Annotated in this window: 25 protein-coding genes; 23 read left to right on the forward strand and 2 right to left on the reverse strand. The window is 45.1% G+C overall.

Features of this window, described 5'->3' with window-relative positions:
* Positions 1-109: 109 nt before the first annotated feature.
* The gene (locus V7K50_RS05485) at positions 110-652 is read right to left on the reverse strand and encodes a phycobiliprotein lyase (protein WP_334958376.1); all 543 of its coding nucleotides are present in this window, start codon (positions 650-652) and stop codon (positions 110-112) included.
* Between the two features lie 593 nt (positions 653-1245).
* Here V7K50_RS05485 and V7K50_RS05490 point away from each other — a divergent pair.
* Both V7K50_RS05490 and V7K50_RS05495 read left to right on the forward strand, forming a co-directional pair.
* Positions 1246-2685, forward strand: coding sequence for an efflux RND transporter periplasmic adaptor subunit (locus V7K50_RS05490; RefSeq protein ID WP_334957996.1), 1440 nt, complete (start codon positions 1246-1248; stop codon positions 2683-2685).
* Positions 2686-2753: 68 nt separating this feature from the next.
* Positions 2754-6035 (forward strand): efflux RND transporter permease subunit, encoded by a 3282-nt coding sequence (locus tag V7K50_RS05495; protein WP_334957997.1) that lies wholly within the window; start codon positions 2754-2756, stop codon positions 6033-6035.
* Between the two features lie 308 nt (positions 6036-6343).
* On the opposite strand, the gene V7K50_RS05500 is transcribed toward V7K50_RS05495, so the two are convergent.
* Positions 6344-6820: an NAD(P)H-quinone oxidoreductase subunit N gene (locus tag V7K50_RS05500; protein ID WP_334957999.1), complete on the reverse strand. Its 477-nt coding sequence runs from the start codon at positions 6818-6820 to the stop codon at positions 6344-6346.
* A gap of 960 nt (positions 6821-7780) precedes the next feature.
* Here V7K50_RS05500 and rplC point away from each other — a divergent pair.
* From rplC to infA, 21 genes are all read left to right on the forward strand, one after another.
* The gene (gene rplC, locus V7K50_RS05505) at positions 7781-8413 is read left to right on the forward strand and encodes a 50S ribosomal protein L3 (protein WP_334958001.1); all 633 of its coding nucleotides are present in this window, start codon (positions 7781-7783) and stop codon (positions 8411-8413) included.
* 228 nt (positions 8414-8641) lie between these two features.
* Positions 8642-9280, forward strand: a complete 639-nt coding sequence (gene rplD / locus V7K50_RS05510) for a 50S ribosomal protein L4 (protein ID WP_179068330.1) — start codon at positions 8642-8644, stop codon at positions 9278-9280.
* Positions 9273-9587, forward strand: coding sequence for a 50S ribosomal protein L23 (locus V7K50_RS05515; protein WP_094349089.1), 315 nt, complete (start codon positions 9273-9275; stop codon positions 9585-9587). Before rplD ends, V7K50_RS05515 begins: the two co-directional genes overlap by 8 nt.
* 141 nt (positions 9588-9728) lie before the next feature.
* A complete protein-coding gene (gene rplB, locus V7K50_RS05520; protein WP_334958003.1) occupies positions 9729-10592 on the forward strand; it encodes a 50S ribosomal protein L2 in 864 nt (287 codons plus the stop codon).
* 86 nt (positions 10593-10678) lie between these two features.
* Complete coding sequence (gene rpsS / locus V7K50_RS05525) at positions 10679-10957, forward strand: 30S ribosomal protein S19 (RefSeq protein ID WP_334803098.1); 279 nt, start codon at positions 10679-10681, stop codon at positions 10955-10957.
* A gap of 81 nt (positions 10958-11038) precedes the next feature.
* The gene (gene rplV / locus V7K50_RS05530; RefSeq protein ID WP_334803097.1) at positions 11039-11395 is read left to right on the forward strand and encodes a 50S ribosomal protein L22; all 357 of its coding nucleotides are present in this window, start codon (positions 11039-11041) and stop codon (positions 11393-11395) included.
* A 53-nt stretch (positions 11396-11448) separates the two neighbouring features.
* The gene (gene rpsC / locus V7K50_RS05535) at positions 11449-12228 is read left to right on the forward strand and encodes a 30S ribosomal protein S3 (protein WP_334803096.1); all 780 of its coding nucleotides are present in this window, start codon (positions 11449-11451) and stop codon (positions 12226-12228) included.
* 104 nt (positions 12229-12332) lie between these two features.
* Positions 12333-12758 (forward strand): 50S ribosomal protein L16, encoded by a 426-nt coding sequence (gene rplP / locus V7K50_RS05540; protein WP_334958005.1) that lies wholly within the window; start codon positions 12333-12335, stop codon positions 12756-12758.
* Between the two features lie 3 nt (positions 12759-12761).
* Positions 12762-12989: a 50S ribosomal protein L29 gene (gene rpmC / locus V7K50_RS05545; RefSeq protein WP_104906404.1), complete on the forward strand. Its 228-nt coding sequence runs from the start codon at positions 12762-12764 to the stop codon at positions 12987-12989.
* Between the two features lie 6 nt (positions 12990-12995).
* Entirely contained in the window at positions 12996-13244 is a 249-nt protein-coding gene (rpsQ, locus tag V7K50_RS05550; RefSeq protein ID WP_094349093.1) for a 30S ribosomal protein S17, read from the forward strand.
* Between the two features lie 46 nt (positions 13245-13290).
* Positions 13291-13659 (forward strand): 50S ribosomal protein L14, encoded by a 369-nt coding sequence (rplN, locus tag V7K50_RS05555; protein WP_069070772.1) that lies wholly within the window; start codon positions 13291-13293, stop codon positions 13657-13659.
* Positions 13659-14012: a 50S ribosomal protein L24 gene (gene rplX, locus V7K50_RS05560; RefSeq protein WP_334958007.1), complete on the forward strand. Its 354-nt coding sequence runs from the start codon at positions 13659-13661 to the stop codon at positions 14010-14012. Before rplN ends, rplX begins: the two co-directional genes overlap by 1 nt.
* Before the next feature lie 111 nt (positions 14013-14123).
* Complete coding sequence (gene rplE, locus V7K50_RS05565) at positions 14124-14672, forward strand: 50S ribosomal protein L5 (RefSeq protein ID WP_094349095.1); 549 nt, start codon at positions 14124-14126, stop codon at positions 14670-14672.
* A 20-nt stretch (positions 14673-14692) separates the two neighbouring features.
* Entirely contained in the window at positions 14693-15094 is a 402-nt protein-coding gene (gene rpsH / locus V7K50_RS05570) for a 30S ribosomal protein S8 (RefSeq protein WP_334803092.1), read from the forward strand.
* 120 nt (positions 15095-15214) lie between these two features.
* A complete protein-coding gene (rplF, locus tag V7K50_RS05575) occupies positions 15215-15763 on the forward strand; it encodes a 50S ribosomal protein L6 (RefSeq protein WP_334958008.1) in 549 nt (182 codons plus the stop codon).
* A gap of 2 nt (positions 15764-15765) precedes the next feature.
* Positions 15766-16128, forward strand: coding sequence for a 50S ribosomal protein L18 (gene rplR, locus V7K50_RS05580; RefSeq protein ID WP_334922542.1), 363 nt, complete (start codon positions 15766-15768; stop codon positions 16126-16128).
* 92 nt (positions 16129-16220) lie between these two features.
* Complete coding sequence (gene rpsE, locus V7K50_RS05585; RefSeq protein WP_229547634.1) at positions 16221-16748, forward strand: 30S ribosomal protein S5; 528 nt, start codon at positions 16221-16223, stop codon at positions 16746-16748.
* Between the two features lie 242 nt (positions 16749-16990).
* Positions 16991-17434, forward strand: a complete 444-nt coding sequence (gene rplO, locus V7K50_RS05590; RefSeq protein ID WP_334958010.1) for a 50S ribosomal protein L15 — start codon at positions 16991-16993, stop codon at positions 17432-17434.
* 74 nt (positions 17435-17508) lie between these two features.
* A complete protein-coding gene (gene secY, locus V7K50_RS05595; RefSeq protein WP_334958012.1) occupies positions 17509-18819 on the forward strand; it encodes a preprotein translocase subunit SecY in 1311 nt (436 codons plus the stop codon).
* A gap of 2 nt (positions 18820-18821) precedes the next feature.
* Positions 18822-19373 (forward strand): adenylate kinase, encoded by a 552-nt coding sequence (locus V7K50_RS05600; RefSeq protein WP_334958014.1) that lies wholly within the window; start codon positions 18822-18824, stop codon positions 19371-19373.
* 210 nt (positions 19374-19583) lie between these two features.
* Positions 19584-19808: a translation initiation factor IF-1 gene (gene infA / locus V7K50_RS05605; protein WP_006276978.1), complete on the forward strand. Its 225-nt coding sequence runs from the start codon at positions 19584-19586 to the stop codon at positions 19806-19808.
* The last annotated feature ends 35 nt before the right edge of the window (positions 19809-19843 follow it).

Here is a 19843-nt window from a genome sequence, read left to right on the forward strand (position 1 = left end):
GTGGAAAGTTTAAAAAACTGTTATAAAAAGTTATATAAGCAGTTAATAGCTAGGTGTTTGCTAGTCTCAGAAGGGGTGAGGCTGTAGCCAAGGGCACTCACCCGATAAACTAACTCTCCACTCTCTTTTCTAAATATTGACCAATCATCAACTGCTCACCAGCACGGGAGATAATAGTTTGTCTGGTGCGGTATTTGCTGCCAATTAGCTTTAACTCTTCTTCAAACACTGAACCGTTGTACTCAGTTCGCAAACACAATGTTTTCGGGTTGGAGAAATAATACTGGGCGGTGACTGGTTTGGATATGGCAAAACCGCGATCGCGATACAAAATGTTTCCCATAACCCCAAATAATGTCGAACCTTGCGACTCTTTCCTGGACTTCAGTACATCCGTACTTTCCCATGTAACTGCTGCACCACAGATCAAACTATCTGTATCAGGCAAATCGTGCATCTGAGCTAGCTTTTGCAATATATCACAGCCCTGATTGAGAAAACTGATCGTAACTATACTCTCCATCTCCTTGATTTCTCCCTCAGGTAGCGTGTAATAGCGCCGTTGCGATCGCCACTTCCCCTCTGATTCCTGGAAAAATTCCGAAATCTGGGATTCGTCAGCAGTTTGTGCAATTTTTAGCAATGATGTCACTTGTAACTTTCCTGACCTAAGATTGGTGGCTGTAATATATATCGCCTTTTTCTTTGCTGTATATGCGATGTCTACGACGGTCACTGAGCGCAGCCGTTCGCGCAGCGTCTCGTAGAGAAGTGCGGGCTACGCCTACGCTTAATCGAAATATTGCAGCGTTAAAAAAAGCAATTTATGTTTACTATTCTTAATATATTAGATCAAGCGTAAAAATTACTAGGCATTTTGCTATGGTAAATCGGCTATCTAAGTAAGCCTCAGTATTAGTATTTGATGCTGCCCATTTGAGAAATAAGGGCGTAGAAGTCCGATATCTTCAGGAAACTAAGTCTTCTACTAGCGGCAGATTGCAAGAAATTTAAAAATATTTATACTAATTTATGAATTGCATCGTCAGCTAAAAAGCTGCCTAATCAATGTAGTTAGTTAAAGTGGTGAGAATTTTTCGAGATAAAAAGTAGTTTTTGATACAAAGTTCTGCAAGAAGATAGCTAATTGACTCTCGCCGCTTTTTATTGGTCATAATGTCTCAAAATTACTTGGTAATGCACGGCTGTTTAAACCCAAAAACTGACCAAATACGAGAAGAATAAATGATTTTGGATAAAAATAAGCCGCACAAGCAGGCGAAAATCTTACCTTTGGCAGCCGCTAACCAGGTAATTAATGCCCAGTTAGATTCAGTTCTGAAGACTGATGTGGCTGTTGCAGAAACAAAAAGTAGCTTTGACACAAAGGTATCTTCCCCTTTTGCATCCATATTATTGATTCCCTGTTTGCTGGGCATCGGACTGCTGATAGCGAATTGCGGATCACTGCCCAAAGAAGAACCAGCTGATGCACAATCTCAGAGTTCTGGTAGTGGACAACGTGGTGGTGCAACGGCTGTAGATGCGGCGATCGCTCGAACTGAATTGCTGCAAAAACAACGAGAATATATAGGTAATACAACACCGTTTCGGATTGTATCAGTGCGATCGCAAGTAGAAGCCCGATTGTTAGCTTTGAATCTTGATGTGGGCGATACAGTAAAGCTTGGGCAAAACGTCGGGCAATTAGATGATGCCATACTTTTGACCCAATTAAAGCAAACAGAAGCAGAACTAGCAGCCCTCAAATCAGAAGTAGCTAGGGCAAACAATCAAGTAAGCAATGCTCGTGCAGATGTTGAACGGGCGCGGTTAGAAGTTGTGCAAGCCCAGGCAGACTCAGAACGGCAGCAGAAGTTATTCAAAGCAGGTGCGATCGCTGAACAAACTGCCCAGCAAGCACGTACCCAGGCAAAAACAGCCGCCCAAGCATTACGGGCAGCCCAAGAGCAGGTTCGTACAGAACAGCAAGCCGTCGCCGCCGCCCAAGGTAGAGTACTTGCTCAACAGGCATTGGTTGCTCAAACCAAAGAGCGCAGCTCTTACGCTCGGCTCACATCACCTATCACTGGCGTAGTCACACAAAAGGTGACAGAACCTGGCAATCTTCTGCAAGCAGGTAACGAAGTCTTGAAAATTGGCGACTTTAACCGTATCAAAGTCATCGTACAAGTTTCCGAATTAGAACTGGCACAAATTCAGGTTGGACAGTCTGTACAAGTGCGCTTAGATGCCTTCCCCAAGGAAAGATTAATTGGCAGAGTTACGCGCATTTCCCCAGCTGCCGATGCCACAGCTCGCTTAATACCTGTAGAAGTAGTGATTCCCAACACTCAAGGGAAAATTGGTAGTGGACTACTGGCGCGAGTCAATTTTGAAACCCAGACTCAACAGCGCGTAGTAGTGCCGCAAACAGCGATTCAAAAACAAGCAGGGGCAGCTAGGAAAGAGCAAGAAAACCCATCGGGGACGCTATTTGTGGTGAAAGACACAGATGGTAAGACGAAAGTAGCGATGCGTGCTGTCACATTCGGAAAAAGGGCTGATAGCAAAGTGGAAATTTTATCTGGTTTGCAAGCGGGAGAGCGCTATGTTGTTCGGAGTGGTAAGCCGTTAAAAGAGGGTGACACTGTAAGTCTTTCAATTCTTTCAGAAAAGCAATAGTAGGGTGAGCAATAACCACCATACCAAGGAAAAAAGTACTCAGTAGTCAGCACTTATCACTTAGTATCATGCAACAGGTAAATAATAATGGCAATGGCAGATTTAGCCTGAGTGCGATCGCTATTCGCCAACACATTGGCACACTCATGCTCACCGTGGCAGTAATTGTCATTGGGGTATTTTTTCTCACAACAATCCAAGTCGATCTCCTCCCGTCAATTACCTATCCACGAGTTAGTGTCCGGTTAGAAGCCCCTGGTATTTCACCGGAAGTAGCAGTAGATGAAATCACCAGACCCTTAGAAGAAACTTTATCGGCAACCGAGAATGTAGTGCAAATTTTTTCCCGCACCCGTGAGGGACAGGTGAACCTGGATTTATACTTCCAACCAGGGGGCGATATTGACCAAGCCCTAAACGATGCGACTGCCGCTTTTAACCGAGGCCGAGGACAACTGCCAGATACGATCGAGGAACCTCGCTTATTTAAAGTCGATCCCTCCCAATTGCCGGTTTATGAATTGGCACTGACATCTGCTTCGTTGCAAGGTAAAGATTTACGCGTATTTGCTGATGAAGAGTTAACCCGTGAACTCAGTGTTGTGCCAGGAGTCGCTTCAGTTGACGTCTCTGGTGGTGCTGAAGAAGAAGTACGGGTACTTGTTGACTTAAACCGATTGCAAGCTTTGGGTGTGGGGTTAAATGATGTATTAAATGAATTAACAGCCCGTAACCAAGATACTTCAGGTGGTCGGATTCTGGGGCAAAATTCCGAGCCATTGACTCGGACTGTCGGGCGTTTCCAAAATGCCAGGGAAATTGAAAACCTTTCTTTGGAAGTTTCTTCTTCTCCTGCTACCGTTAATACCACTAATAGCAGTAATACCACTTCCACTACTACCCCTGCACCTTCCCGCCGCGTCTACTTGCGAGACTTTGCTGAGGTAATTGACGATACCGAAGAACAGCGAGTATTTGTTTATCTCAACCGTCAACCTGCGGTGAAATTTTCAATTCAAAAGCAGCCTGAGGCCAATACAATCACAGTTGTAGATGCTGTGAAGCGGCGAATTGAACAATTACGACAATCGGGTTTAATTCCAGCAGACATGATTTTGAGTCCCACCACGGATGAATCTGTCTTCATCCGCAATTCTTTAAATGATGTGATCTTTTCGGGGATTTCTGGCGCGTTGTTAGCAGCAGCAGCAGTATTGTTATTTTTGGGATCATTCAGGCAAACATTGATTATCAGTTTGACGATTCCATTGTGTACTCTAGCAGCGATCGCTCTGATGAAAATATTTGGCTTAACGTTGAATGTTTTTAGTTTAGCAGGGTTGACATTAGGAGTTGGTCAAGCAATTGATACATCGGTTGTGATCTTAGAAAATATTTCCGAAAAAGCGGGGATGACTCCCAATCAGAGAGAGATGCAAGAAGGGGATTCGGGGAAAAATTCTAAATTTTTTATCGATAGTGCGATCGCCGCTTCCCAAGAAGTAGAATCTGCTTTAATTGCTGCTACAGGTGCCAACTTAGTTTCTGTAGTGCCATTCCTCTTAATTGGCGGCTTTATTGCACTGCTATTTAATGAACTGATTCTGACAATTAGCTTTGCAGTTGCAGCATCCCTTGTTGTTGCCATCACAATAGTACCGATGCTGTCTTCTCGACTCTTGGGAATTCGCTGGTCTAGTCGAATCAGTGAATTTTGGCTGCTTAAACAATTTAATCATCGCTTTGAAGACGCTACGCGGGGATACGGTAACTTCTTAACCAGAGTTTTACGCTATCGCCTGCTCGTAGTCACTGCCGCTTTACTAATTTTAGGCGGTAGTAGCTTCTTGATGTTTGGTCAAATTCCCCAAGAAATTTTACCCCGCATCAGTACTGGTCAAGCTAACTTGAGAGCGCAGTTTCCGCCCGGTACACCTTTAGCAACCTCTGAAAAAGTTATGCAAATTGTCGATGACATTTTGCTCAAACAACCAGAAACCCAATCTGCTTTCACAACTGTGGGTGGTAATTTATTTGGTAGCAGTACTACAGAAAATCCTTTACGTGCCAGTAGCACCATCAATCTTAAACCAGGCACAGACGTCGAAGCTTTCGTCAAAAAAGTAACTCAGGAATTTAACAAACTCAACTTAGCAGGAATTCTGCTGCGCCTCAATCCTGGTCAGGTGCGGGGTTTAATCTTGAGTAATTCTCCAGTGCAAGGGTCAGACGTTGACGTAATTCTACAAGGTGAGAATGAAGAAAACTTAACCCAAGCAGGCGCACAAGTGCTGCAAGCGTTACAAGAAAGGGCAAAATTAGCGACATTCCGACCAGATGCCGACCCTCGACAACCAGAAATCCAAATTCGCCCAGACTGGGAAAGGGTTTCAGCTTTAGGGTTGAGCGCCGGGCAAATTGGTGCAACAGTTCAAACAGCAATTGAAGGTTCAGTTCCGACGCAAATCCAACGCGGTAATCGTTTAGTTGATGTGCGGGTGCAGCTAAATAAGGAAGCTATTGCGCGTCCTTCGCAGCTAGAACAATTACCGCTATTTACAGAAAACAATCAACTAATCCGGCTTTCAGATGTGGCGAACATTCAAGAAGGTCAAGCGCCTGGTGAGGTGCAACGGATTAATCAGCGCCAAGCTTTTATTGTCGCCGGAAATCTTAGCGAAGGAGCTAGTCTTGGTGAAGCGATCGCAGAAGTCAACGAAGTACTAAAGGATGTAGACTTACCTGATGGGGTTTCCATTGTCCCTAGTTCTGCCCAAGAAACTAATCAGCAACTTCAGGATGCTTTAAAAACTTTGGGGGCGTTAGCAACGTTCTTAATATTTGTAGTCATGGCGGTGCAATACAATTCGTTGATTGACCCATTGGTAATTATGTTCACCGTACCACTAGCATTAGCTGGGGGGATTTTTGGACTTTACATTACCCAAACTGCAATTGGCGCAACTGTAATTGTTGGTGTCGTCCTGCTGGTGGGAATTGTGGTGAACGCAGGGATTTTAATGGTGGAACTTGCAAACCAAATTCGGGATGAAGAAGGTTGTACGCGCCAAATTGCCATCATGAAAGCTGCTCCTCAACGCTTGCGCCCAATTATCATGACCACAGTCACCACTATCTTGGGACTGTTTCCTTTGGCATTAGGTATTGGTGAAGGTTCGGAGTTTTTGCAGCCTTTAGGGATTGTAGTTTTCTTTGGGATGGCGATCGCAACAATGCTGACATTATTTATCATCCCCTGTTTTTATATTCTGCTGCACGATTTGCTAGGTGGAAATTGGGCGAAGCTTTTGTTAATGCGATTGCGTGGATTTAAGAAAAAATTGATTTGAATCCCTGATGATAAGCTAAAAATCTTTTAATTTGCATCCTCCAAAAAATAAATCTCTTGTGGGGTGGGCAACATGAGCGCCCTAGTTGTGCAATCTTATTTGCGCGACAGCTTATCTAGTGGTCTGTCCCATTAGTTATGAAGGGTTTGTAGTGAGCGATTTATCGCTCAAATCAAGGACTAAAGTCCTTACTACGAACTTTTATAACCCATCATATTTAATGGGACACCCATGTTTTCGATTCAGCATTATTGAAATGCTGATTGAATTGAGTCATTAGTCATAAGCTTATGACTAATGACAAAGGACTAACTAGCTAACAGAGTTTTTTCTAGAGAAGTCCAACGGAAAGAGCGATCGCCACCTCTTTCAATAACTACTTTGACTCGTGGTTCTAGCTGAGGCAAGTTTGTTAAATACTCAAGTTCCTCATTAGAAAGAATATGCCCTTCAATAATCCACAAGACCAGCCCCTTTGACTTTGGTGATAGCTGTTCTAGATGAGAATTGAGAATTGGCGGCAAATAGTACACATGACCCACTGCTGCACCACTACCAGTGCTTTTTTTACCAAGATGAGGAGGTCTGACTCCATGAATTCTTGTGAGATATGCAGCTACGTCACCCAGTCCCTTAGCGGTAATGTGGAGAGTCGTATAGCCAGCTGCCCGTAATCGGCGCTGATATCGACCTTCATAACCCCCTTCCAGAGGTACATACAGTCCAAGAGCGCCAAATTTTTCCAGATCGCGGATTAAACCGTTGCCAGTGGTAATTAGTGCCATAGATTTTCGTCTTATCCCACTTAGATATCTCTATTATTTACCCTGAACCGATAGATTCAAAGCATTTTTTTGGGCATTGGACATTGGCTATTAATTCTTTCTTCCCCAGTCCGCAGTCCCCAATCCCCATTCCCTATTCCCCACTCCCCATCCTTCAAAAATAACTCTCTAAATTACTGGACAAACCTAAATAAATAATTTATATTATTAGATTGTGACCAAACACGCAAATTAGGTTGACTTTTTACTGTCATTCTGAGGTAGTGTTAGCATCAAAAACTGATGACTTAATCCAAATTGGATAATCTAACTCAGATTGATCATAGACTGGTAAACTAAGAAAGCTTTCAGGTCAACATCGGGGCTGAAGGACGAACAACCAAAGTCCATCCTAAGCTCCAGAGTCCATTTACTCCTGTGCCTCTGAAAAAGTAGGCAAAATCTTAAACAATAGTTTAAGGTATTTAAGGAAGTAAAACTGAGCAGCAATGTTGGTTTCATGGCATTACGTCAGTCTCAGTTAATGGATACTGGGCGGTAAAAACCGCTTAAGTCCAACTGCAACACGGCAGTAGCCAATCTCCGGGAACCCGTCTCATAGGCGTGTAAAAATCGGAAACCCCGCCGACAGCGCTGCCTCCAGAAAGTGCCAGAGCAATTGCTTGGACGAAAGCATTGCTGCACACAGCTTAAAGCTGTAGCGCCTTGCATTGATTCCAGAAGTTACTCCTTCCCATAGAGAAGGGACTTGTGGCTGTTCTGGTGATCTAGTGAGTGAAGCTAAACAGATTCACCAAGCAGTACGGACACGGTTTGTTGTGTCCGAAAGCATTTGGAGCGGTTTATTTAAATAAGCCATTCCAAATTTCGCAGGCTAACCCAGCCTAAACTGATGCGTACAAAGCGTGTCCTCTAGAGTCGAATTCCAAGGTCAGCAAGTAGAAAGGAGAACCAGTTACTGTGTCTGTAGGTATTCTCGGCACCAAGCTGGGCATGACCCAAATATTTGACGAAGCAGGAGTAGCTATTCCTGTGACTGTCATTCAAGCAGGTCCATGCACCGTTACACAAGTTAAAACGAAAGAAACCGACGGTTACTTTGCCATTCAAATTGGTTATCACGAAGTCAAACCCAAGGCACTAAACAGACCACTACTGGGTCATTTGGCAAAATCATCTGCCCCAGCATTGCGTCACTTAAATGAATATCACACCGATAGCTCTAGTGATTATGCTTTAGGTCAACAGATTAAAGCAGATATTTTTAGCGCAGGTCAAATTGTCGATGTCGTCGGCACAAGCATCGGTCGCGGCTTTGCGGGAAACCAGAAGCGCAACAACTTTGCTCGTGGACCCATGTCACACGGTTCCAAAAACCACAGAGCGCCCGGATCAATTGGTGCTGGTACAACACCAGGTCGTGTCTATCCAGGTAAGCGGATGGCAGGACGTTTAGGTGGAAAACGCATCACAATCCGCAAGTTGACCATAGTGCGAGTTGATCCAGAACGCAACATATTGCTAATTAAAGGAGCCATTCCTGGTAAGCCAGGCGCTCTAGTCAGTGTTGTGCCTGCAAAAATAGTGGGATAGTCAAAAGTCATTAGTCAGAAGTCATTAGTCAAAAGTCATTGGCTAAGGACAAATGACAAAAGACCCTCCGGGTGATGCCTCCGGCACGCCAAGGGCGAACGCCAGTTACTCATGGGGGAAACCCCCAAGACCGTACTGGCTCACCAATGACCAATGACGCCACGTGCTTTACTTGGGGAAACCCCAAGACCGCAGTGGCTCACAAATGACAAAGGACAGATAAGAAAAATGGTTGAAAGCGTAGTTAAAAATTGGCAAGGAGAACAGGTCGGCGAGACGACCTTCGAGTTGCGCGTTGCCAAAGAAGAAACAGCCTCTCATATTGTGCATCGCGCCTTAGTACGGCAATTGACTAATGCTCGTCAAGGAAATGCCAGTACAAAAACTCGTGCTGAAGTCAGAGGCGGTGGCCGGAAACCTTGGCGACAAAAAGGTACTGGCCGCGCTCGTGCCGGGTCTATTCGTTCACCATTGTGGCGTGGTGGTGGTGTGATATTTGGGCCAAAACCCAGAGACTTCAACCTCAAATTGAACCGCAAAGAGCGACGTTTGGCACTGCGGACAGCATTTGTAGGTCGCATTGACGACTTGATCGTAGTAGAAGAATTTAGCACCGAGCTATCTCGCCCCAAGACTAAAGAATTAGTGGCAGCGCTTGCCCGTTGGGGAGTAGTACCAGAAAGCAAGGCACTGTTAATTTTGTCTGAGATTGCGGATACAGATAACGTTTATCTGTCAGCCCGCAACATTGAAAATTTAAAACTAATTGCAGCCGACCAGCTAAATGTTTTTGATTTACTGCACGCTGACAAAATTGTAGTTACGGCATCAGCCCTAGAAAAAATTCAGGAGGTCTACAGTGCCTAGCTTTGACCCCCGTGACCTTGCCGACTTAGTACGTCGCCCAATCGTCACCGAAAAAGCGACCATCTTGATGGAGCAAAACAAGTACACCTTTGAAGTAATTCCCAAGGCATCAAAGCCAGAAATCAAGGCTGCGATCGAAGACTTGTTTCAGGTCAAGGTTGTAAAAGTCAACACCATCCTACCACCGCGTAAAAAGCGGCGCGTTGGTAAATTTATTGGTTATAAGCCCCAATATAAGCGAGCGATCGTCACCGTCGCCCCTGGGGATGAAGACAAGATTAGACAAGTTCTATTCCCAGAAGTCTAGGAATTTTAGATTTTAGATTTTAGATTGAGGAGTTTACTGAATAAGTATCAAAGATGGTCACAATTAGTTAAACACTCATTAAATCCAAAATCCAAAATTCAAAATCCAAAATTTAAGTAAATCCAAAATCCAAAATAGATTATGGGTACTCGTTCCTATCGTCCTTATACCCCCAGCACTCGCCAAGTTACAATCTCTGACTTTGCGGAAATTACCAAAACCGAGCCAGAGAAATCCCTAACAACCTCGAAGCATCGCGCCAAAGGTCGGAACAATCACGGGCGGATTACTAGTCGTCGCCGGGGTGGCGGACACAAACAGCTTTATCGGATCATCGATTTTAAAAGGGATAAACATAATATTCCGGCCAAAGTCGCAGCAATTGAATACGATCCTAATCGCAACGCCAGAATTGCCCTTTTGTATTACCAAGACGGCGAAAAACGGTACATCCTTCACCCCAACGGGTTGAAAGTTGGAACAATAATTGTTTCTGGGCCTGATTCTCCCTTTGAAGATGGTAATGCCTTACCGCTCTGGAAGATTCCCTTGGGTACTAGTGTTCACAACGTAGAATTCACACCTGGTAAAGGTGGTCAAATTGTACGGGCTGCTGGTGCTAGCGCTCAAGTTGTGGCAAAAGAAGGTAATTTCGTAACCCTCAAGTTGCCTTCAGGAGAAGTCCGCTTGATTCGACGCGAGTGCTACGCCACTATCGGGCAAGTAGGCAACACCGATGCGAGAAACCTAAGTGCAGGTAAAGCCGGAAGAAATCGCTGGAAAGGTCGCCGTCCTAAGGTTAGAGGTAGCGTCATGAACCCAGTGGATCACCCACATGGTGGTGGTGAAGGTAGGGCACCTATCGGTAGATCAGGTCCTGTTACACCTTGGGGTAAACCCACATTGGGCGCGAAGACACGCAATAAGAAGAAACTTAGCAGCAAGTTGATTGTGCGTCGTCGCCGTAAGTCTTCTAAACGCGGTCGCGGTGGTCGTGAATCTTAAAGAGTTAGAAGTTATGAGTTATGAGTTGAATGTAACTTATTAACTCCTAACTCCTCAGTCCTAAATCCTAAATCCAAAATTGAATTATGGGTCGTTCTCTAAAAAAAGGTCCTTTCGTTGCTGACCATCTCCTAAAGAAAATTGAAAAGCTCAACGACAACAACAGAAAAGAAGTTATTAAAACTTGGTCACGAGCTTCAACAATTTTGCCCCTAATGGTTGGTCATACTATAGCTGTTCACAACGGACGGCAACACGTTCCAGTTTTTGTAAATGAACAAATGGTGGGACACAAGTTGGGTGAATTTTCCCCGACACGTACCTACAGGGGTCATGGAAAAAGCGACAAAAAAGCGGGTAGGTAGTCATTAGTCATGAAGTCATTAGTCATTAGCTAAAGACAAGTGACAAATGACAATTGACAATTGACAAAATCGGAGAAAATTATGGCTACTAATACTACTGAAGTAAAAGCGATCGCTCGTTTTATCCGCATCTCGGCCTACAAGGTGCGTCGCGTACTCGATCAAATTCGGGGGCGATCGTACCGAGAAGCGTTAATCATTCTGGAATTCATGCCCTATCGTGCCACTGAACCCATATTAAAGGTTCTCAGAAGCGCTGCTGCAAATGCCGAACACAACGCTGGGTTAGATCGGACTCAACTAGTGATTACTCAGGCTTTTGCCGATCAAGGTCCGCCGTTGAAGCGGTTCCAGCCAAGGGCGCAAGGTCGAGCTTACCAAATTCGCAAACCGACGTGTCATATTACTGTGGCTGTTGCAGCCGCCCCAGAAAAATAAGCACGTTTACACGAATAAATTGCGTAAAGTAAGAAATTTTAGAGGAAGCATTCGTGGGACAGAAGATTCATCCAGTTGGTTTTCGCCTGGGTATTACACATGAACATCAATCCCGTTGGTTTGCTGTTCCTGATCGTTATCCAGAACTTCTACAAGAAGACTACAAACTCCGTCAATATATAGAACAAAAGCTGGGTAGACAGGCTCAAAACAACGCCGGAATTTCCGAAGTACGGATTGAGCGGAAAGCTGACCAAATCGACTTAGAAGTACGCACAGCTAGACCAGGCGTAGTCGTGGGTCGTGGTGGACAAGGTATCGAATCCTTACGTACCGGACTCCAAGGAGTGTTAGGTGGTAATCGCCAAATTCGCATTAACGTAGTTGAAGTTCAACGAGTTGATGCTGATGCCTACCTGATTGCCGAATACATTGCTCAACAATTGGAACGTCGGGTTTCCTTTCGGCGGGTAGTGCGGCAATCGATTCAACGTGCCCAACGCGCTGGTGTCCAAGGTATTAAAATCCAAGTCAGTGGTCGGCTCAACGGTGCAGAAATTGCCCGGACAGAGTGGACTCGTGAAGGTAGAGTGCCTTTACATACCTTACGGGCTGACATTGACTACTCTTATTGCACAGCTAAAACTGTTTACGGCATTCTGGGCATCAAAGTGTGGGTGTTTAAGGGAGAAATTATTCCTGGACAAGAACCAGCTCCGCTACCACCGGCAAGCCGTGATCCCCGTGATCGTGGCGATCGCGATCGTGAACCCCGTCGCCGTCAACAACAACGTCGTCGCCAGCAATTTGAAGACCGTTCAAATGAAGGGTAAACGGGGACTGGGGAATGGGGACTGGGGACTGGGTAAGAATTCTCAATCCCCAATCCCTAATTCCCAATCCCTAATCCCCAGTACCTAGTACCCAGTAGCCAATCATGTTAAGCCCTAGAAGAACTAAATTCCGCAAACAACAGCGCGGACGGATGGAAGGACTAGCCACCCGTGGTAGCACCCTCAACTTCGGTGATTTTGCACTCCAAGCTCAAGAACCTGCTTGGATTACCTCGCGTCAAATCGAGGCTTCCCGTCGGGCAATGACTCGTTATATTCGTCGGGGTGGACAAATCTGGATTCGGATTTTCCCTGATAAACCTGTAACCATGCGTGCTGCTGAAACCCGGATGGGTTCCGGTAAAGGGAATCCAGAGTTTTGGGTAGCTGTAGTCAAGCCGGGGCGGATTTTGTTTGAAATCGGTGGAGTTACTGAAGAAATCGCCCGTGAAGCTATGCGTTTGGCTGCATTTAAACTGCCCATAAAAACCAAGTTTATTGTGCGCTCTCAACCACAGGAGCAGGAGTAACTTATGCCTCTTCCCAAGATTTCAGAAGCTAGAGAATTAAGTGACGAGAAGCTCTCTGATGAGATTGTCGCTATCAAAAGACAACTATTTCAGTTGCGCTTGCAAAAAGCCACTAGACAACTAGAAAAGCCCCACCAGTTCCGACAAATGCGCCACCGCCTAGCCCAATTGCTGACGCTAGAAACAGAACGCAAACGGGCAGCAAGTCAATCGGCTAAAGAAAAAAAGTAGGAGATTATGGCAGTCAAAGAACGAGTTGGCTTGGTAGTGAGCGATAAAATGCAAAAAACTGTGGTAGTCGCCATAGAAAACCGCGCTCCTCACCCCAAGTACGGCAAGATTGTAGTTAACACCCAACGATATAAAGTTCACGACGAAGAAAATCAGTGTAAAGTAGGCGATCGCGTTCGCATTCAGGAAACTAGACCCCTGAGCAAAACCAAGCGCTGGAAAATCACAGAAGTCCTGAACGTCAAGCCTACTTAAACCTCATCGTTGTTAGTTTCTAACAACATTACAAGGGAGAATAATTGTGATTCAACCCCAGACTTACCTGAATGTGGCAGATAATAGCGGCGCCCGCAAACTAATGTGCATCCGCATATTGGGCGGAGGCAACCGTCGTTATGGTTTTATCGGCGATAAAATTATCGCAGTTGTCAAAGATGCTACACCCAACATGGCTGTAAAAAAGTCTGATGTTGTGGAAGCAGTAATTGTTCGGACTCGTAAAGCTGTATCTCGTGACAGTGGCATGAGCATTCGTTTTGATGATAACGCGGCTGTAATCATCAACAAAGATGGTAATCCCAGAGGCACACGGGTTTTTGGCCCAGTTGCTCGGGAACTACGCGATAAAAACTTTACCAAAATTGTTTCTCTGGCTCCGGAGGTGCTTTAATGGCAACCAAACAAGGTACGCCCAAAGTATTCCACAAAATGCACGTCAAAACTGGCGACACTGTACAAGTGATTGCTGGCAAAGACAAAGGAAAAATTGGCGAAATTACTCAGGCACTTCCCCAACTGAGTAAAGTCATCGTCAAAGGTGTCAACATAAAAACCAAGCACGTCAAACCCCAGCAAGAAGGGGAATCAGGGCGAATTATGACCCAAGAATTCCCAATTCATAGCTCCAACGTGATGCTTTATTCCACCAAGCAAAACGTTGCCAGTCGTGTTGGTTACACCTTTACCTCAGAAGGCAAAAAGGTCAGAAAACTCAAGAAAACTGGCGAGATTCTGGATAAATAAGAATTAGCCAACTTGAAATTTTAGATTTTAAATTTAATCCAAAATCCAAAATCTAAAATCCAAAATTAAAGTTTCCCTGACAAAGCCCAGGGATATCAGGACAAAAAAACTATGCCGACAACAAGACTCAAAACCTTATATCAAGAAACAATCGTTCCCAAACTGATCAATCAGTTTCAATATACCAACGTTCATCAAGTACCGAAGTTGGTAAAGGTGACGATTAACCGAGGTTTGGGTGAAGCAGCTCAAAATGCGAAGTCTCTAGAGGCATCCATTAACGAAATTGCCTTGGTAACAGGTCAAAAACCAGTGGTAACACGGGCGAAGAAGGCGATCGCTGGCTTTAAGATTCGTCAAGGGATGCCAGTAGGGATCATGGTGACACTTAGAGCCGAACGGATGTATGCCTTTTTCGACCGACTAGTTAGCCTATCACTACCCAGAATTCGAGATTTTCGCGGCGTTAGCCCTAAAAGCTTTGACGGACGCGGTAACTACACTCTGGGTGTGAGAGAACAGCTAATTTTTCCAGAAGTCGAATACGACAGCATCGATCAAGTACGTGGGATGGATATTTCCATCATTACCACAGCAAAAAACGACGAAGAGGGTCGCGCCTTACTTAAAGAATTAGGAATGCCCTTTCGCGATCAATAAGTTCATCAATAGAGGGAACGATGGCGGCTAACGACACAATTGCAGATATGCTGACGCGCATCCGCAATGCCAACCTGGCGCGGCATCAAACTACACAAGTGCCAGCGACAAAAATGACCCGGAGCATTGCCAAAGTGCTACGGGAGGAAGGCTTTATTGCTGAAATCGAAGAAGCAGAAGAAGGGGTAAAACACAATCTGGTGATTTCCCTGAAATACAAGGGTAAAACCCGTCAGCCTCTAATCACCGCCTTAAAGCGAGTGAGTAAACCTGGCTTGCGTGTATACTCTAATCGAAAAGAATTACCAAGAGTACTAGGCGGTATTGGCATTGCCATTATTTCTACATCCAGTGGCATTATGACTGACCGCGAAGCGCGGCGTCAGAACTTGGGTGGCGAAGTGCTTTGTTACGTTTGGTAGTCATTGGTCATTAGTCATTTGTCACTTGTACTGAGCGACTCGCCCTGAGCGCAGTCGAAGGGAGTCGAAGTATTAGTGAAAGGCAAAGGACAAAGGACAAATAACAAAGGACAAAAATTCATGTCTCGTATTGGTAAACGTCCAATTACTATTCCCGCCAAAGTTCAAGTGGCGATCGATGGTACGAAAATTGTGGTGAAAGGGCCCAAAGGAGAACTTTCTCGCACTCTCACACCGAATGTCTCAGTTTCCCAAGAGGGAGAAATATTACAAGTCAATCGTCGGGATGAAACTCGTACCTCAAAGCAACTACACGGCTTAAGCCGCACTTTAGTTGCCAACATGGTCGAGGGAGTTTCCCAAGGTTTTCAGCGCCGTTTGGAAATTCAAGGTGTTGGTTACAGGGCACAACTTCAAGGGCGTAACCTAGTTTTGAATATGGGTTACAGCCATCAGGTGCAAATTGAACCACCAGAAGGAATTCAGTTTGCCGTAGAAAATCCTACTAACGTCATTGTTAGTGGCTATGACAAAGAAATCGTCGGTAACACAGCCGCCAAAATTCGTGCCGTTCGTCCACCAGAACCTTACAAAGGTAAAGGCATTCGCTATGCGGGTGAAGTGGTCAGACGGAAGGCTGGTAAGACTGGTAAGGGTGGTAAGAAGTAGAAATGAAACTTACTCGTAGAGAATCAAAAAACCGTCGTCATCGACGTGTCCGTGGTAAAGTTATTGGCTCCCCAGAACGTCCCCGTTTAGCGGTATTCCGTTCTAATGAGCATATTTATGCCCAGCTAATTGATGATACTCAGCATCAAACCATCGTGTCCGCATCGACTGTCGAACCAGAGTTGAAATCTAGTTTAGCGTCATGTGCAAACCGCGACGCGTCGGTGCAAGTTGGGAAGTTGATCGCAGTGCGATCGCTAGAAAAAGGCATCACCAAAGTAGTATTTGATCGCGGTGGTAACTTATATCATGGTCGTGTCAAAGCACTAGCTGATGCAGCCCGCGAAGCTGGTTTAGATTTCTAAAGTCATTGGTCATTAGTCATTGGTCATTAGTTATTGGCAAATGACAAAGGGCAACTGACAACTGACAACTGACATTCACCAGAGCATAAATTATGGCAACAGAGCGTAAAAGTAGAACAAAGCGTGCCAAAAAAGAAGAAACCACTTGGCAAGAGCGGGTTATTCAAATCCGCCGCGTAAGTAAAGTGGTCAAAGGTGGTAAAAAACTCAGCTTCAGAGCGATCGTTGTCGTTGGTAACGAACGCGGTCAGGTTGGAGTCGGAGTAGGTAAAGCCTCAGATGTAATTGGCGCCGTCAAAAAAGGCGTAGCCGATGGCAAAAAACACCTCATTGATGTCCCAATCACCAAATCCAACTCCATCCCCCATCCCATTGATGGTGTCGGTGGCGGTGCAAAAGTGATTATGCGTCCAGCCTCACCTGGTACTGGGGTAATTGCGGGTGGTGCTGTGCGAACTGTGTTGGAATTAGCAGGAGTTCGTAACGTTTTAGCCAAGCAACTAGGCTCCAACAATCCGCTCAATAATGCTAGAGCCGCAGTTAACGCCTTATCTACACTGCGTACCCTTGCTGAAGTCGCCGAAGATCGCGGTATTCCTATTCAAAATCTCTACATCTAATTTAGTCATTAGTCATTGGTCATTAGTCATTAGTGAATAACAAAGGACAAATGACAAATGACAAACGCCCTTCCAGGTGACGCTCGTGCCGACGCTTGATGACTCGCTAACGCCAGTTACTCATGGGGGAGACCCCCATCGCTCTTAGCGTCTCCCCTTCTCCCAAAGGGAGAGGCTAGCGCCAAGGCAGAAGACCGCACTGGCTCACAAATGACAAACGACAAATGAGAACTTGATAAATTATGAGACTCCATGATGTTAAGCCGCAAAAAGGCTCAAAGAAACGCAAGAAGCGTGTAGGTAGAGGTATTTCTGCTGGTCAAGGTGCCAGTGCTGGTCTAGGTATGCGGGGTCAAAAATCTCGTTCTGGTAGTGGTACCCGACCCGGTTTTGAAGGTGGTCAACAGCCATTGTACCGCCGCTTACCTAAGCTGAAGGGCTTTCCGATTGTTAATCAGAAGATTTACACTACGATTAATGTAGAGAAGCTAGCCTCCCTTCCCCCTAATACGGAAGTAACTTTGGCCTCATTGAAAGCCGCAGGTATACTGACTGCTGTCAAAGGGTCATTGAAAATTTTAGGTAACGGGGAATTGAGCATTCCGCTTAAAGTACAAGCGGCAGCTTTCACAGGTTCAGCTCGTAGCAAAATTGAGGCAGCTGGTGGTAGTTGTGAAGTTTTATGAGTGAGCCGGAACAGCGCACTTAAATGCAAGCCAACTCGCTGCCAGTGCTTGGTTCACTATAAAGGTAGCACTCTATGATCAGTCGAGATAAAGCCCCAACGGCTCAAGAAACTTTTATGCAGATGGCGCAGGCAGCTGGCCTCAGAGGTAGGCTGCTTGTCACCGTCGGTATTTTAATTTTGGTTCGCCTGGGCATCTTCTTGCCCGTGCCAGGGATTGATAGAGCGAGATTTGCCGAAGCCATATCGGGCAATAATTCCATATTCGGCTTATTGGATATATTTTCTGGGCGAGGACTTTCGACTTTGGGAGTCTTTGCTTTAGGAATTTTGCCCTTCATTAATGCGTCTATTATCATCCAATTGCTGACGGCGGCGATCCCATCTTTAGAAAATTTACAGAAAAATGAAGGCGAAGCGGGTCGGCGGAAAATATCCCAAATTACCCGTTATGTCACTGTATGTTGGGCGATTCTGCAAAGTACAGCTTTTTCAGCATTATTCATCCAGCAATTTGCCTTAAAACCAGGTCCAATTTTTGTCGCTGAAACTGCGATCGCTCTGACTGCTGGTTCTATGTTCGTCATGTGGGCATCAGAACTGATTACAGAGCGGGGTATTGGTAATGGAGCATCATTGTTGATTTTTGTCAACATTGTCGCGTCATTACCAAAAGCTTTAGGCGATACCATCGACTTGGTGCAAGTCGGCGGTCGAGAAGCAGTGGGTCGGGTGATCGTGCTGGTCTTAGTTTTCCTAGCGACAATTGTTGGTATTGTAATTGTGCAAGAAGGAATGCGCCGCATTCCAATTATTTCGGCTCGTCGCCAAGTCGGTCGCCGAGTTTTGGCAGAGCAGCGTAGCTATCTACCCCTGCGGCTAAATCAAGGCGGCGTAATGCCAATTATTTTTGCTGCTGCCATCCTCAGTTTGCCACTGCTAATCGCCAATTTTACTAAAAATGCCGATTTAGCGAATATAGTTAACACTTATTTGAGTCCAAGCGGTTCTAGCTCCTGGGTCTATGCCTTGGTCTACATGATTTCCATCGTTTTCTTCAGCTACTTCTATTCTTCGTTGATTCTCAACCCGGTAGATGTGGCGCAGAACTTGAAGAAAATGGGTTCTAGTATTCCTGGGATTCGTCCTGGCAAGGCAACTAGCGAGTATATCGAACGCGTATCCAACCGACTCACTTTTTTGGGTGCAATCTTTTTGGGCTTCGTTGCTATTATCCCCACTGCCGTAGAAAGCGCTTTGAATGTGAAAACTTTCCGGGGAATAGGTGCAACCTCGTTGTTAATTTTAGTTGGTGTGGCAATTGAGACAGCCAAACAAGTCCAAACTTATGTCATCTCTCAGCGCTATGAAGGAATGGTGAAATAATAGTGACGCGATTAATCTTCTTGGGGCCACCTGGGGCGGGTAAAGGAACACAAGCTCAAACTTTGGCTGAACACTTGAATATTCCCCATATTTCTACGGGTGAAATATTAAGACAAGCCATGAAAGAGCAAACTCCTTTAGGAATCAAAGCTCAAAGTTATGTTGATAGCGGCGAGTTAGTACCCGACCAGCTTGTGCAGGACTTGGTACAGGAGCGCCTCGGTCAACCAGATGCCAAAAATGGTTGGATTCTGGATGGTTTTCCCCGAAAAGTGACCCAAGCAGCTTTTCTGGAAAAGTTACTGGAAGAAATACATCAAGGTGGCGAAAGGGTAGTCAATTTAGATGCACCAGATGAAATTGTCATCGAACGTTTGCTTGCTAGAGGACGAAAAGATGATACCGAAGAGGTGATTCGTCGTCGTTTAGAAGTATACCGTGCGGAAACTGCACCTTTAATTGATTATTATGGCGATCGCCATAAACTCCTAACAGTCAATGGCAATCAGTCCCAAGAAGATGTCACTGGTGAATTACAAAAGGTAATCGCTTGAGGATAAGGGGGATGAGGGAGAAATCAATTCAAAATTCAAAAACTTCTGCCTCTTGCCTCCTCTTTCTCAATGCCCAATGCCCCTAACAAAAAAAAGATCAATTTTAGCTAAGATATATTAATAAACTGTTGATATATTTCTTAAAATGTGTTCTCTTGCAGATGAAGGCTGCAACTGAACACGAAATTGTTGAGTTGAGGAAAAAACAAATTGTCTAAGCAAGATTTGATTGAAATGGAAGGCACGGTTACAGAGTCCTTGCCCAATGCGATGTTTCGCGTTGACTTGGACAATGGCTTTAACGTGCTAGCACACATTTCCGGCAAGATTCGCCGAAATTATATCAAGATTTTGCCCGGCGATCGCGTCAAGGTGGAGTTAACCCCCTACGACTTGACCAAAGGCAGAATTACCTATCGACTACGAAAGAAGTAAGTATATGTAGAGAATTTTACCATAAAACCATTTTT

Source organism: Nostoc sp. (assembly GCF_036917135.1).
Lineage (GTDB): Bacteria > Cyanobacteriota > Cyanobacteriia > Cyanobacteriales > Nostocaceae > Nostoc.